This window comes from Streptomyces sp. NPDC051738 (genome assembly GCF_044453205.1).
Taxonomy (GTDB): domain Bacteria; phylum Actinomycetota; class Actinomycetes; order Streptomycetales; family Streptomycetaceae; genus Streptomyces.
In genome coordinates, this window is record NZ_JBITCM010000030.1 from 41,190 (window position 1) to 55,164 (window position 13,975).

Below are 13,975 nucleotides of genomic sequence, written 5' to 3' on the forward strand. Positions count from 1 at the left end.
CCTTTCGGGAGTCGGCCGCTGCGGGTGCGGGTTGATCGGTATCAGTGGTCGCGGGTGAGCAGCCGCCCCTTCGGCTCGGTGAACTCGCCGTCCTGGACGATGCGTTCGCCGCGCAGCCAGGTCGACTTCACGACGCCGTACAGGGTCTTGCCCGCATACGCCGTCACGCGGTTGCGGTGCTGGAGGGCGGCCGGGTCCACGGTGAACGTCTCGTCGGGCGCGAGGACGGCGAAGTCGGCGTCGCGGCCCGCCTCGATGGCGCCCTTGCGGTCGTCGAGGCCCACCAGCTGTGCCGTACGCGCGGACATCCAGCGGACCACGTCCTCCAGGCCGTGCCCGCGCTCGCGCGCCTCGGTCCACACCGCCGCCAGGCTCAGCTGGAGGCCGGAGATGCCGCCCCAGGCGGTCGCGAAGTCGTCGGTCTTGAGGTCTGCCGTGGAGGGCGAGTGGTCGGTCACCACGCAGTCGATCGTGCCGTCGGCCAGCGCCTGCCAGAGGAGGTCCTGGTTGGCGGACTCACGGATCGGCGGGCAGCACTTGAACTCGCTGGCGCCGTCCGGGACTTCTTCGGCGGTAAGGGTCAGGTAGTGCGGGCAGGTCTCGACGGTGATCCGTACGCCCTCCCGCTTGGCCTCGGCGATCAGCGGCAGCGCGTCGCTCGACGACAGGTGAAGTACGTGCACGCGCGCGTGGAGGCGCTTCGCCTGGGCGATCAGCTGGGCGATGGCCGTGTCCTCGGCGTCGCGCGGGCGCGAGGCCAGGAAGTCGGTGTACTTGGGGCCGCCCTGCTGCGGGGCGGCGTCCAGGTGGCGCGGGTCCTCGGCGTGCACGATCAGCAGGCCGCCGAAGGAGGCGATCTCGGCCAGGGACTGGGCGAGTTGGTCCTGGTTCAGGTGCGGGAACTCGTCCACGCCGGACGGCGACAGGAAGGACTTGAAGCCGAAGACGCCGGACTCGTGCAGCGGGCGCAGGTCCTTGACGTTGTCGGGCAGGGCGCCGCCCCAGAAGCCGACGTCGATGTGCGCCTTGTCGGCGGCCACGTCCTGCTTGGTACGCAGGTGGTCGACCGTCGTGGTGGGCGGCAGGGAGTTGAGCGGCATGTCGACGAGGGTGGTGATGCCGCCGGCCGCCGCGGCGCGCGTGGCGGTCCAGAAGCCCTCCCACTCGGTGCGGCCGGGATCGTTGACGTGCACGTGCGTGTCGACCAGGCCGGGCAGCAGGACGTCGTCGCCGAGGTCCTCCAGGCGGGCGCCGGACGGGACTTCGGCGTCGTACGGCAGCACGGCCGTGATCTTTCCGCCGGCGACCGCGACCGAGGCGGCACGCGTCCCCTCGGGTGTGATGACGCGCGTCGAGCGCAGCACCAGTTCAGCGTCGGACACCCGGACCCCTCTCTGCCGCCGTTTACTTCCGCGTAACGGAATTCAACTTTCTGTTGAAGGAGTCTTCACTCCCGTTTCCGCGCCGTCAAGGGCACACTTCTCCACAGTGCACCCAACCCCTGCACTCTGGACGTTTCCACAAAGCGGAATTAGAATTCCAGCACGCAGAACGTAGCTACGTACAAGCGGGGAGTCAACCGACCGACGGGTAGGCTTCTGGCCTTCCACCGGTCCCGAAAGGAACGTGCCGTGCCGTCGTCCAGCGCCAGCACCACCGACTCCGCCAGGAACAACGCCAGTGGCGGTGTCCAGTCCCTCGAGCGCGCCTTCGACCTGCTCGAGCGGATGGCGGACGCGGGAGGCGAGGTCGGCCTGAGCGAGCTCTCCGCGAGCAGCGGGCTGCCGCTGCCCACCATCCACCGCCTCATGCGCACGCTCGTCGCCTGCGGCTACGTCCGCCAGCAGCCCAACCGCCGCTACGCCCTCGGCCCGCGCCTGATCCGCCTCGGCGAGTCCGCCTCCCGGCTGCTCGGCACCTGGGCCCGGCCCTACCTCGCCCGGCTGGTCGAGGAGACCGGCGAGACGGCGAACATGGCCCTGCTCGACGGAGACGAGATCGTGTACGTCGCCCAGGTGCCGTCCAAGCACTCGATGCGCATGTTCACCGAGGTCGGCCGGCGCGTGCTGCCGCACTCCACGGGCGTCGGCAAGGCCCTGCTCGCCGGGTTCCCGCCGGAGGAGGTGCGCGCGCTGCTGTCCCGCACCGGCATGCCCGCCGCCACGGAGAAGACGATCACCACGCCGGACGGCTTCCTCGCAGCCCTGGAGGACGTACGGCACCACGGCTACGCGGTCGACGACAACGAGCAGGAGATCGGCGTCCGCTGCCTGGCCGTCTCCGTCCCCAACTCCCCCACCGCTGCGGCGATTTCCATCTCCGGTCCGGCCGGGCGGGTCACCGAGGCGGCGACGGACAAGATCGTGCCGGTGCTCCAGCAGGTGGCCGGGGAGCTGTCGGAGGCGCTGGCCAGTCAGAACCAAACGTCATGAGGCGGAGCCGGAAATGACGGCAGGGCAGGCCCACCAGGGCCTGCCCTGAACTCATCTACCGGCCGGCCCTAGCCCCGCCCCCGGGGCGCCTCCCCGAACAGATCCACGGCGTCACGAACATCCGACAGACCCCGCGACAGCGCGCTCACTGATCCGATCGCCCCCGCGATCAGCAGCAACGACCTGCGCAGTCGCGGCATCTCCGGCACCCCGTGGGTCGTCATCGCGGCCAGCGCGGCGAGTTCGTCCTCGGCGATCCCCCGGTCCGGGAACTCGGCCGGGTGCGCGGCGAGTTCGCGGCGCAGACGGGACACGGCCGTCCGCAGTTCCGCCACCCTCAGGTCCTCGTCGCTGCCCGTCACCGACCTCTGCCCCAAGCTCCGCAACACAGCACTCCCCCTCGCACGCCGTTGTGCGCCAGTAGTCCCGCTCCCCCATAGAGCGACCCTGGCGTTGGTCGGGCGCCGGGGACGCGGGTCAGTAAACGCCACCCGTTGCCGATGCGCCACCGCGCGGGCGGAAATTCAGTCGTTGGAAGTCGGGCACGCGCGCATGTGTCAGGTATGCAGGACGCATGACGGAGAAAGACGCGCCCCCGGTCGCCGGTCTGCTCCTCGCCGCCGGCGGTGGACGACGGCTCGGCGGACGGCCCAAGGCGCTGCTGCGGCACCGCGGCCGACCGCTCGTCGAGCACGCCGTCGGGGTGCTGCGCACGGCCGGCTGTGCCCGCGTGCACGTGGTGCTGGGCGCACGGGCCGCCGCCGTACGGGAACAGGCCGAGCTCGGTGACTGCGTCCTGGTGGAGAACCCGGACTGGGCCGACGGAATGGGCTCCTCCCTACGCGCCGGACTCGACTCGCTCGCCGGGACGGGGGCACGGGCGGCGCTCGTCTCGCTCGTCGACCAACCCGGCATCGGGCCCGAAGCGGTGGCCCGGGTGCTCGCCGCGTACGAGAGCGAGCGGTCACTGGTCTCGGCCGCCTACGACGGGGTACGCGGGCATCCCGTGCTCTTCGGCGCCGCCCACTGGGCGGGCATCGCGGCGACCGCGACCGGCGACCGGGGAGCACGCGCCTATCTGAAGGAGCACGAGGGGGCGATCACGCTCGTCGAGTGTCGGGACGTGGCGCTGCCCTATGACATCGACACGGAGGCCGACCTGGGCCACCTTGAGTGAGCGAGGTGGCACTGAGCGCCGTCTTTCCTCGACTCAGAGAATCTCGACATCAACAAACGATTGAACTTCCACCATGAGGAAACTAGTATCCACTGTTCAGAAGCGCCCGACCGTTCCCCGGGCGTTCTCAGCCGTATCCGGGAAGACTGGCACCCGGTGCCAGAAGCTCGACAGCTCGTTCACGTAGCTCGCTGAAGGAAGTGACAGCTCATGTCCGCACCAGCGCCGTCCCCGCTGGCCATCGTCGACGCCGAGCCCCTGCCCCGGCAGGAGGAGGTCCTTAACGAGGCGGCCCTCGCCTTCGTGGCCGAGCTGCACCGCCGGTTCACGCCCCGGCGCGACGAACTGCTCGCCCGTCGCGCGGAGCGCCGCGCCGAGATCGCCCGCACCTCCACGCTCGACTTCCTCCCGGAGACCGCCGCGATCCGCGCGGACGACTCCTGGAAGGTGGGCCCCTGCCCGCCCGCGCTGCAGGACCGCCGGGTCGAGATCACCGGCCCCACCGACCGCAAGATGACCATCAACGCCCTCAACTCGGGCGCGAAGATCTGGCTCGCCGACTTCGAGGACGCCTCCGCGCCCACCTGGGAGAACGTCGTCCTGGGCCAGATCAACCTGGCGGACGCCTACACCCGGAACATCGACTTCACGGACCCGAAGTCGGGCAAGTCGTACGCCCTCAAGGCCGACGAGGAGCTCGCGACGGTCGTCATGCGCCCGCGCGGCTGGCACCTGAACGAGCGCCACCTCCAGATCGACGGCGAGCAGGTCCCCGGCGCCTTCGTCGACTTCGGCCTGTACTTCTTCCACAACGCGCAGCGCCTGCTCGACCTCGGCAAGGGCCCGTACTTCTACCTCCCGAAGACGGAGTCGCACCTGGAGGCCCGCCTCTGGAACGACGTGTTCGTCTTCGCGCAGGACTACGTCGGCATCCCGCAGGGCACCATCCGCGCGACCGTCCTGATCGAGACGATCACGGCGGCGTACGAGATGGAGGAGATCCTCTACGAACTCCGCGACCACGCCTCCGGGTTGAACGCCGGCCGCTGGGACTACCTGTTCTCCATCGTCAAGAACTTCCGTGACGGCGGCGCCAAGTTCGTCCTCCCGGACCGCAACGCGGTGACGATGACGGCCCCGTTCATGCGGGCGTACACCGAACTCCTGGTCCGCACCTGCCACAAGCGCGGCGCGCACGCGATCGGCGGCATGGCGGCCTTCATCCCGTCCCGCCGGGACGCCGAGGTCAACAAGGTGGCCTTCGAGAAGGTCCGCGCCGACAAGGACCGCGAGGCCGGCGACGGCTTCGACGGCTCATGGGTGGCTCACCCCGACCTGGTCCCGATCGCCATGGAGTCCTTCGACAAGGTCCTCGGCGAGAAGCCGAACCAGAAGGACCGCCTCCGCGAGGACGTCTCCGTGCAGGCCGACGACCTGATCGCCGTCGACTCGCTGGACGCCAAGCCGACGTACCCGGGCCTGGTCAACGCCGTCCAGGTCGGCATCCGCTACATCGAGGCCTGGCTGCGCGGCCTCGGCGCCGTCGCCATCTTCAACCTCATGGAGGACGCGGCCACCGCCGAGATCTCCCGCTCCCAGATCTGGCAGTGGATCAACGCGGGCGTCGAGTTCGAGAACGGCGAGCACGCCACTCCGGAGCTGGCCCGCAAGGTCGCCGCCGAGGAACTGGCGAACATCCGCGCCGAGATCGGCGAGGAGGCCTTCGCGGCCGGCCACTGGCAGCAGGCCCACGACCTGCTCCTGGAGGTCTCCCTCGACGAGGACTACGCGGACTTCCTGACGCTGCCGGCCTACGAGCAGCTGAAGGGCTGAGCCCTCAGGAAGTTGGTTTGTCCGAGTGGCCCAGGGTCTTTCCCGGGGCCACTCGGTCGCGTACGGCCTGCTTCACGGCCGTCGGTTCCGGGAAGCCCTGGCCGCGGCGGTCCCAGACCACCTCGTCGTCGACGCGCACGACGAACACCCCGCCCTTGCCGGGCTTCAGCGCCAGCTCGGACAGCTCCGCCTCGAAGGTGGTGAGCAGTTCCTGCGCCAGCCAGGCCGCGCGGGGCAGCCAGCGGCACTGCGTGCAGTACTCGATCTCGACACGGCCACTCATCCGAGGTGCACCGACCAATCCTGTTCCGCGGCCGGTTTGCCGTGCAGGTCGGGCACCCGCTGCAGCCACTTCGGCCGGCCTTGCTGTGTCTTCGCCGCCCGGAGGGCCTCCTCGGCGGCGAGTTCCTCCCGGGTGGGGAAGTCTGTGGGGAGCCAGGCCGAGGACGCCCGCACGCGCGCGTGGAGGTAGCCGACGTACGCCTCGCGGACCGCGTCGGGCGTCGTGAGGCCCGCCTCGGCGGTCAGCCAGGCGTCCGGCACCTCGGCCACGATCCCGCGCAGCAGTTCCTCGGTCACCCTGGGCGCGAGCTCCGCGTCGGCGGCGCGCACGTCCGGGGCGTAGTGGCCGAGGGCGTGGTGGCGGAAGTCGTACGCCTTCTCGGGGTCGGTGCCGTCCCAGCGGTGGTGGAAGACCAGGGCCGCTCCGTGGTCGATCAGCCACAGGTGCGGGGGTGCGATACCGAGCGTCGGCCAGACCATCAGGTTCGAGCTGTGGACCGTACGGTCGACGTTCGCGGTCAGGGCGTCCAGCCAGACGATCCGGCCGGCCTCCAGCGGGTCCACGCGGAAGCTCTTGGCCACCTCGGGCGTGAAGTCCCGCGCGCCCGGCAGGTAGTCCATGCCGAGGTTGACGCCCCCGCTGGCCGCGTGCAGCTCCCGAACCTCCTGGTGCGGCTCGTGCTCCGCGATCGCGGGATCGAAGTGGACCAGGACCAACTCGGGGAAGCGCAGCCCGAGCGCGCGGGCCAGCTCGCCCACGATCACCTCGGCGACCAGCGCCTTGCGGCCCTGCGCGGAGCCGGTGAACTTGACGACGTACGTGCCCAGGTCGTCGGCCTCGAAGACTCCGGGCACGGAGCCTCCGGACCGTAGGGGGGTCACATATCGAACAGCAGTCACTTCGCGCAGCACACCGGCCAGGGTAAGTCAGGTCGTGTGATCGCCGGCGGGTTCAGGTCATGTCGTCGCCGGTGGGTTCAAGTCACGTCACGGCCAGCGGGTTCGGCAGCGGCAGATAGCGCGCGTCCGCGCCGTCCGCGCCGGTCCAGCGCAGCAGCAGGTTGGTCTTGCCGGGGAGGGTGGGCGCGGTGAGCAGGGCCGTGATCTCCGGGAGGTCGTGGCGTGCCAGTTCGCGGCGGACGGCGGGCCAGGGGTCGAGGCCCGGGTTGCGCTCGGCGAGGGCCGCCGCGACCTCGCACAGATGGTTCACGACCAGGGTGTACACCAGCCGTTCCCAGCCGGCCGCACGGGACACGTCCGGCAGCAGCTTCACGCCCTCGGCGTCCCGGAACAGCGCCTGCACGGGGGTGCCGTCCGCGTCGACGGCGACCAGCGTGTTCTGCAGATGCGCCTCCAGTACGACGCTGTGGTCGGCGAAGGCCGCGAGGGCGGGCGGTACGACCGCGCGCAGGTACGCCGCCCACCAGGCCGTCGGATCCGTCGCCCCGTCGAGCGGGCTGCCCTCGAAGCCCTCCACGAGGCCGGCGGCGAGCAGCGGGGTGGCGCCGGGCGCCAGGTGGCCGTGGAAGCCGTCGCGCACGAGGACCGCCAGCTCCTCGAACGCGAAGTCGGCGGTGCGGTAGCCGCGGTCGGACAGCCAGGCCGCGGGGCCCGTCGTGAACGCGCGGGACGCCGCCGTATCGGTCCTGCGGAGTTTCAGCAGGTCGTGGCGCCACAGGCGGCGGATGTCGTTCGTGATGCGCACGTCCAGGCTGAACTTCAGGAACAGGTCGCGCTCGGGGGCGTACAGCGTGCGGATCGCGGCCGTGGGCCAGGCGTCGCAGCCGGTCGTGCCGAGCCGGATCAGACGGCCGTCGGCGAAGGCGTCGGCGAGGCCGACCAGGTCGAGCTGCCAGGGATGCGCGGGCAGCAGCCGGTACCCGGGCGGGGCCTCGCCGAGGGCGTCGAGGGCCGAGGTGTCGCCCTCCTCGACGACCGTGTCCTCGCGCAGGCCGAGCAGCGTCAGCGGGAAGCGGGCGTGCGCCTCGGGGGCGTACGGCAGCCAGGCCGCGACCGGGCCGCCGCCGCGCGCCTTGGGGGCGGGGTGGTGGGGGTGGCCGGTGAGGAGGGACTGCTCGGAGCGCAGGTAGGCGTCGTCCGGCGGCGTCGCACGCGCGCGTGCCGTGAGCAACGCGGCCACCGCGTCCCGGCTGTCGATCATCTCGGCGGGCAGTTCGTGGTTGGACAGACCGGTGTGGCGGCGCAGTTCGTCGGCGACGAGCTTGACGAGCTCGGTGTGTCCGAGGCGCTGCCAGGTGCCGGCCGCGTGCACCTCGGGTTCGGCGGGCCGCCGCTCGCCGCGGACCCGCAGCAGGCTGCCCGAGCCGGGCAGCCGGTACACGCGCAGCTCGCCGGAACCTCCATGTGGTCCGGACCCGCCATGTGGTGCAGACCCTCCGTGTGGTTCGGCCACCTCCCGCAGCAGACAGTTGAGCAGGGGCGCGACCGCGTGGGCGTCGGCGCGTTCCGCGACGTCGGCGGCGGGTGGAGGGTTGAGGTGCACGCGATCCACTCGTTCTCTACAGTCCGTTCAGGCGGGAAGACGATCAGTATGTCTGTCGTCGGTGCCTGCCCCGACGCCCTACTCGTACCCGAGGAGCCCGCCCGTGCACCGTCCCCCCAGCGCCGAGGCCGAAGTCGCCGCAGAACTGGCCGACGTACGCCCCGAACTCGCGTCGCGGTACGCAGCCGAGGTTCCCGGTGCCCGGGCCGCCGTGCTGACCCGGCTGTGGCGTGCGCTGGCGTACGAGCCGCTGCCCTGGATCGAGCGCCGCGAGCCGGGCCGTCAAGGCCTCACCCTGCGCCTCTCCGACGGCCGCCGCTTGCACGGCCCACACGCGGACCCGTTCGCCACCGCCGCCTACGTCACCGCCGTACGCCTCGACGGGATGTCGTACGACGATCCGGCCCGGCTGCTGACCGACCTCTCCGTGCCGCACGGTACGTCCTTCGTCGCCGAACTCGGCCACAGCGTCGCCTCGTTGGCGCTGTCGCGGGCCGGGCAGGACGCCCACTCGAAAGAGTGGCCGACGCGCGACTGGGAGTGGGAGCAGCGGGTGGTCGACGGGCATCCCTTCCACCCCAACTGCCGTTCCCGGCCCGGCTTCTCGGTCGCCGAGCAGCTGGCGTACGGGCCGGAGCACCGGGCGGTCGTCACGCTGTGTCTTGTGCCGGTGCGGGCGGACGGGTGCCTGGTGACCGGGGAGTGGCCGGAGGGGATGCGGGACGGGGAGCGGCTGCTGATCCCGGTGCATCCGTGGCAGGCCGAGCATGTGCTCAAGCGTCCTTACGAGGGAGGGATGCCCGGGCACCCGCTGATGTCCCTGCGCACGCTCGCCCTCCCCGAAGGCCCGCACGTCAAGACCGCGTTGAGCGCCCGGCTGACGTCGTCGGTGCGGGACATCTCGGTGTACTCGATCGGCCTGTCGGCCACGCTGTCGGACTTCGCGGAGACCCTGGCGGCCCGCATGGACGGGCTGCTGCACGTCACCCGCACGCTGGGGGCAGCCACCGCCGACTCGCCCGATCTGGCGGCGGTGGTGCGCGAGTCGCCGCAGGTGTACGCGGGGCCCGGCGAGCGGGTCGTACCGGTGGCCGCACTCGCCACCACCGAGCTGCCCGAATCCCCGGCGTGGCTCGCGGAGTTCACACGTCTCGCGCTCACCGTGGGGCTGCGGTTGATGGACCTGGGCGTGGCGCTGGAAGCGCACGGCCAGAACCTGCTCGTGGTGCTGTCGCCGAACGGCTCCCCCGTGCGCCTGGTCTACCGCGACCTCGCCGACATCCGCGTCAGCCCGGCCCGGCTGGCCCGGCACGGAATCCCGGTGCCTGAGCTGACCGGTCGGATCGTCACGGACGACGTGACGGCCCTGCGCCGCAAGCTGTTCGGCTCGCTGGTGGCGGGGGCGCTCGCGAGTACGGCGGGGTCGGGCGCGGCGCTCCGCGCGGCGCTGCAGGCGGTCGTACGGGATCTGCCGGGCACCGTCGATCTCGCCGCGCTGCGCCACGAGCCGCTGCCCACGAAGGCGCTGACGCTGATGCGGCTGTCGCCGGGGCTGCCCGGGGACCAGTGGGCCCAGCTGCCCAATCCGCTGGTCACCGAGGTGTTCTGAACGGTGTTCTGAACGATGTTCTGAGCTCGTTTTGAAGCGGGACACCTCTGATCAATAAGATCCGCCGATGATCACAAGAACACGGCTGGCGACCGGGGCCTGTGCCCTGCTCGCCGCGCTCGCGGCCGGGATGGCGTTCCCGGCCGGGGCGGTAGCCGATGAGACCAGCGCGATGGCGCCCAAGGTCGACCTCGTCCTCGACGTGAGCGGCTCGATGCGCGCCAAGGACATCGACGGCCAGTCCCGGATGTCCGCCGCGAAGCAGGCCTTCAACGAGGTGCTCGACGCGACGCCCGAAGACGTTCAGCTCGGCATCCGCACGCTCGGCGCCAACTACCCGGGCGACGACCGCAGGACGGGCTGCAAGGACACCGCGCAGCTCTACCCGGTCGGCCCGCTGGACCGCACCGAGGCGAAGGCGGCGGTGGCGACCCTGGCACCCACCGGCTGGACGCCGATCGGCCCCGCGCTGCTGAAGGCGGCCGACGACCTCGACGGCGGCGAGGGCTCCAAGCGCATCGTGCTGATCAGCGACGGCGAGGACACCTGCGCCCCGCTCGACCCGTGCGAGGTGGCCCGGGAGATCGCCGCCAAGGGCATCGGCCTGACCATCGACACCCTCGGCCTGGTCCCGAACACCAAGATGCGGCAGCAGTTGAGCTGCATCGCCGAGGCGACCGGCGGCACGTTCACCTCCGTAGAGCACACCGAGGAACTCGCCGACAAGGTCAACCAGTTGGTGGACCGTGCTGCCGATCCGGTGGTGACGCCGGTCGCGACGACGGGCGCGGACCAGTGCGCGAAGGCGCCCACGCTGAAGTCCGGCCTGTACACCGACCGCGAGGAGTTCGGGCAGCAGCGCTGGTACCGCGTGGACGTGCAGCCCGGCCAGGAGCTGCGCGCGTCGGTGAGCGTGTCGGCCGACCGGGCCGTGAACCCGTCGTACGGCGTGCTGCTGCGGGCCGTCACGGTCCAGGGTCGCGAGATCGTGCGCGGTGAGGCGGCGGGCAACGGCCGTACGGATGTCATGTCGACCGGCCTGCGCTACCCGAAGGCCGAGGTCGACGACGAGGACACCGCGACCGCCGAGACCGTGTGCCTCCAGGTCACCCACTCCTTCTCGGCGGGCTCCGGGGTGCAGAGCAAGCCCGGTCTGCCGCTGGAGCTGACGGTCGACGTCGTGGACGGGCCGTCGCAGTCGAGCGACGTGGCCTCCTTCGGCCTCGGGCGCGGCTGGTGGCTGCTCGGCGCGCTGATCCTCACCGGCTTCCTCGCCGGTCTCGTCTGGGGCTGGGTGTCACGCTGGCGGGTCGCGGTCTGGAGGACCAACTGATGCGGATCACAAGTGTGTTGAGCGCGGCGATACTGATGCTCGGGCTGGCGGTCGCCCCGGCGGTCGCCGACTCCTCGCCGTCGCCGAGCGCTTCGGAGGACGACGGCGCGCCGACCGAGGCGGGCACCTCCTTCCGTACGGCGACCGAGATCGAGCAGGGGCAGACGGCCACGGCCGGTGCCTCCACGGGCGACTACCTGTACTGGTCGTTCCCGGCGGACGCCGGACAGCGCCCCACCGTCAAGGCGACGGTGAAGCTGCCGGACACGCACGCCGCCGAGACCTGGCAGGTCGATGTCTACGACGGCCTGCGCCGCCGTCAGGCCTGCCAGTACGGCGCCCAGACGCGCACCGCGGCGGCGGACTCCGCCTCGGTCGAGCTGACCTGCGTCCTGCGTACCGTGCGGGCCTGGTCGGAGCAGTGGGCCGATGACCCGCTGCCGGGCACGTACTACATCCGGCTGACGGCCGTGGACGTACCCACCTCCGACCTCGGGCTGCCGGTCGACGCCGAGGTCCGGGTCGACTCCGAGGACATCGGCGGTTCGGCCGCGGTGGACGGGGCGCTGGCGCAGCCGCTCGTGCCGGGTGTGGCCGTGAAGTCGCAGGAGGACGAGGAGAGTTCGTCGGCCTCGGCGGTACTGTCCAGCATCGAGCCCGAGGACGGCTGGGCCTCCGGCTGGTGGTCCGACCGATGGGTGTGGACGGCGATCGGCGGCGCGCTGGCCGCGCTCGCGGGCATCGGCGGCTACGCGCTGTCCCGCGGGGCAGGGCGGCCGACCCGGGTGCCGCCGGGCGCCTGACATCCCAGGTTGCCTGACATCCCGTCACAAGGGGCTCACCGCGAGGGCGGTGGGCCCCTTGGCCGTTCACGACTCCTTGAGCGCCTTCGCGAGCGTGCCTTCGCCGGTGACCTCGATACGTCCGCCCCGCACGGCGTCGACGACACTCAACTCCCCTCGCGCGACCGCCTCACACGTCCCCGAGTCCAGCGCCAGCCGCGCATCCGGCTCCCCCGGAGCGGGCCCGTCCCTGTAGACCGGCCCGTCCTCGGCGCCGACGTACAGGTGGAAGTCCCCCTCCTCCAGCCGGACTTCGACGAGTCCCTCGCCGCCGTCCCCGTTCTCCCGCAGGGCTCGCAGCAGCGGCAGCGCGAACCAGTGCGCGCGTACGGCGTCGGTGGGGCGCCGCTCGCCGAGTTCGGCCTGGCCCCACTCCCCCAGCGCCTGGAGCACGGGCAGCAACTGGCGCCCGCGCGGGGTGAGTTCGTAGACGTACGCCGCTCCGGGCGGGGGCAGCTTGCGGCGCGTGCTGATGCCGTCGCGCTCCATGTCCTTCAGCCGCGACGCGAGCACGTCCGTGCTGACGCCCGGCAGATCGGCGTGCAGGTCGGTGTAGCGCCGTGGGCCGGCCAGCAGTTCCCGGACGATCAGCAGGGTCCAGCGGTCGCCGACCACGTCGAGCGCGCGGGCGGCGGAACAGTACTGGTCGTAGCTTCGGCGAGGTGACATGCGACGCAGTCTAGACATGTTGTTGGACTTTCCAAGCTGGAACTTGGTAAAACCAAGCAACACACGAAACCGGAGGGCGAGCGCGCATGGAGTTCCGGCAGTCGAACAAGCTCAGCGAGGTCTGCTACGAGATCCGCGGCCCGGTGATCGAGCACGCCGACGCACTGGAGAAGGCGGGCCACAGCGTGCTGCGCCTGAACACCGGCAACCCCGCGCTCTTCGGCTTCGAGGCGCCGGAGGAGATCCTCCAGGACATGATCCGGATGCTCCCCCAGGCGCACGGCTACACCGACTCGCGCGGCATCCTCTCCGCCCGCCGGGCCGTCGCCCAGCGCTATCAGACGCTCGGCCTCGAGGTCGGCGTCGACGACGTCTTCCTCGGCAACGGCGTCTCCGAGCTGGTCTCCATGGCCGTACAGGCGCTGATCGAGGACGGCGACGAAATCCTCATCCCGGCCCCGGACTTCCCGCTGTGGACGGCGGTGACGACCCTCGCCGGCGGCAAGGCGGTGCACTACCTCTGCGACGAGCAGGCCGAGTGGTACCCCGACCTGGACGACATGGCCTCGAAGATCACGGACCGCACCAAGGCCCTGGTCATCATCAACCCGAACAACCCCACCGGCGCGGTCTACCCCAAGGAGATCGTCGAGGGCATCCTCGACCTGGCCCGCCGCCACGGCCTCATGGTCTTCGCCGACGAGATCTACGACCAGATCCTCTACGACGACGCCGTGCACCACTCGGCCGCCGCCCTCGCCCCCGACCTGGTGGTCCTCACCTTCTGCGGCCTGTCGAAGACCTACCGGGTGGCGGGCTTCCGCTCCGGCTGGCTGGTGGTCACCGGCCCGAAGCAGCACGCCAAGGACTATCTGGAGGGCCTGACGATGCTGGCCTCCATGCGCCTGTGCGCCAACGCGCCCGCCCAGTACGCCATCCAGGCCGCCCTCGGCGGTCGCCAGTCGATCCGGGACCTGACCGAGCCCGGTGGCCGCCTGCGCGAACAGCGCGACGTGGTCTGGGAGAAGCTCAACGAGATCCCGGGTGTGTCGTGCGTGAAGCCGAAGGGCGCGCTGTACGCCTTCCCGCGCCTCGACCCCAAGGTGCACAAGATCCACGACGACGAGAAGTTCGTCCTGGACCTGCTGCTGCGGGAGAAGATCCAGGTCGTCCAGGGCACCGGCTTCAACTGGCCGACCCCCGACCACTTCCGGATCCTGACCCTGCCGTACGCGGAGGACCTGGAGGCGGCGATCGGGCGGATCGGGCGGTTCCTGAGCGGGTACCGCCAGTAG

13 protein-coding genes are annotated in these 13,975 nt (G+C 71.3%); 7 read left to right on the plus strand and 6 right to left on the minus strand.

Translation table 11 applies throughout. The features are described from left to right. Positions 1-41: 41 nt before the first annotated feature. A complete protein-coding gene (allB, locus tag ACIA8X_RS42885; protein ID WP_399460574.1) occupies positions 42-1,382 on the minus strand; it encodes an allantoinase AllB in 1,341 nt (446 codons plus the stop codon). Between the two features lie 249 nt (positions 1,383-1,631). On the opposite strand from allB, the gene ACIA8X_RS42890 reads away from it, so the two are divergent. Beyond that, a complete protein-coding gene (locus ACIA8X_RS42890; protein WP_399460575.1) occupies positions 1,632-2,432 on the plus strand; it encodes an IclR family transcriptional regulator in 801 nt (266 codons plus the stop codon). Between the two features lie 68 nt (positions 2,433-2,500). Here the strand turns inward: ACIA8X_RS42890 and ACIA8X_RS42895 are convergent, their stop codons facing one another. Beyond that, positions 2,501-2,821 (minus strand): DUF5955 family protein, encoded by a 321-nt coding sequence (locus ACIA8X_RS42895; protein ID WP_093905618.1) that lies wholly within the window; start codon positions 2,819-2,821, stop codon positions 2,501-2,503. Between the two features lie 185 nt (positions 2,822-3,006). Between ACIA8X_RS42895 and ACIA8X_RS42900 the strand changes: the two genes are divergently transcribed. Both ACIA8X_RS42900 and aceB read left to right on the plus strand, forming a co-directional pair. Then, positions 3,007-3,609, plus strand: coding sequence for an NTP transferase domain-containing protein (locus tag ACIA8X_RS42900; RefSeq protein WP_393459379.1), 603 nt, complete (start codon positions 3,007-3,009; stop codon positions 3,607-3,609). A gap of 210 nt (positions 3,610-3,819) precedes the next feature. Then, positions 3,820-5,442 (plus strand): malate synthase A, encoded by a 1,623-nt coding sequence (gene aceB / locus ACIA8X_RS42905; RefSeq protein WP_399460576.1) that lies wholly within the window; start codon positions 3,820-3,822, stop codon positions 5,440-5,442. A 4-nt stretch (positions 5,443-5,446) separates the two neighbouring features. Here the strand turns inward: aceB and ACIA8X_RS42910 are convergent, their stop codons facing one another. From ACIA8X_RS42910 to ACIA8X_RS42920, 3 genes are all read right to left on the minus strand, one after another. After that, the gene (locus ACIA8X_RS42910) at positions 5,447-5,725 is read right to left on the minus strand and encodes a SelT/SelW/SelH family protein (RefSeq protein ID WP_393459385.1); all 279 of its coding nucleotides are present in this window, start codon (positions 5,723-5,725) and stop codon (positions 5,447-5,449) included. After that, the gene (locus tag ACIA8X_RS42915; RefSeq protein WP_399460577.1) at positions 5,722-6,636 is read right to left on the minus strand and encodes a HipA family kinase; all 915 of its coding nucleotides are present in this window, start codon (positions 6,634-6,636) and stop codon (positions 5,722-5,724) included. Before ACIA8X_RS42915 ends, ACIA8X_RS42910 begins: the two co-directional genes overlap by 4 nt. Positions 6,637-6,706: 70 nt before the next feature. After that, on the minus strand, positions 6,707-8,236 hold the full coding sequence (locus ACIA8X_RS42920; protein ID WP_393459391.1) for an IucA/IucC family protein: 1,530 nt from the start codon (positions 8,234-8,236) through the stop codon (positions 6,707-6,709). A gap of 94 nt (positions 8,237-8,330) precedes the next feature. Between ACIA8X_RS42920 and ACIA8X_RS42925 the strand changes: the two genes are divergently transcribed. The 3 genes from ACIA8X_RS42925 (at position 8,331) to ACIA8X_RS42935 (ending at position 11,972) form a co-directional block, all read left to right on the plus strand. Continuing rightward, the gene (locus ACIA8X_RS42925) at positions 8,331-9,836 is read left to right on the plus strand and encodes an IucA/IucC family protein (protein WP_399460578.1); all 1,506 of its coding nucleotides are present in this window, start codon (positions 8,331-8,333) and stop codon (positions 9,834-9,836) included. Between the two features lie 67 nt (positions 9,837-9,903). After that, positions 9,904-11,169: a VWA domain-containing protein gene (locus tag ACIA8X_RS42930; RefSeq protein WP_399460579.1), complete on the plus strand. Its 1,266-nt coding sequence runs from the start codon at positions 9,904-9,906 to the stop codon at positions 11,167-11,169. Then, positions 11,169-11,972, plus strand: a complete 804-nt coding sequence (locus ACIA8X_RS42935) for a hypothetical protein (protein ID WP_399460580.1) — start codon at positions 11,169-11,171, stop codon at positions 11,970-11,972. Before ACIA8X_RS42930 ends, ACIA8X_RS42935 begins: the two co-directional genes overlap by 1 nt. Before the next feature lie 66 nt (positions 11,973-12,038). On the opposite strand, the gene ACIA8X_RS42940 is transcribed toward ACIA8X_RS42935, so the two are convergent. After that, positions 12,039-12,680: a winged helix-turn-helix transcriptional regulator gene (locus tag ACIA8X_RS42940; protein WP_399460581.1), complete on the minus strand. Its 642-nt coding sequence runs from the start codon at positions 12,678-12,680 to the stop codon at positions 12,039-12,041. An 86-nt stretch (positions 12,681-12,766) separates the two neighbouring features. On the opposite strand from ACIA8X_RS42940, the gene ACIA8X_RS42945 reads away from it, so the two are divergent. Then, positions 12,767-13,975 (plus strand): pyridoxal phosphate-dependent aminotransferase, encoded by a 1,209-nt coding sequence (locus ACIA8X_RS42945; RefSeq protein WP_393459406.1) that lies wholly within the window; start codon positions 12,767-12,769, stop codon positions 13,973-13,975.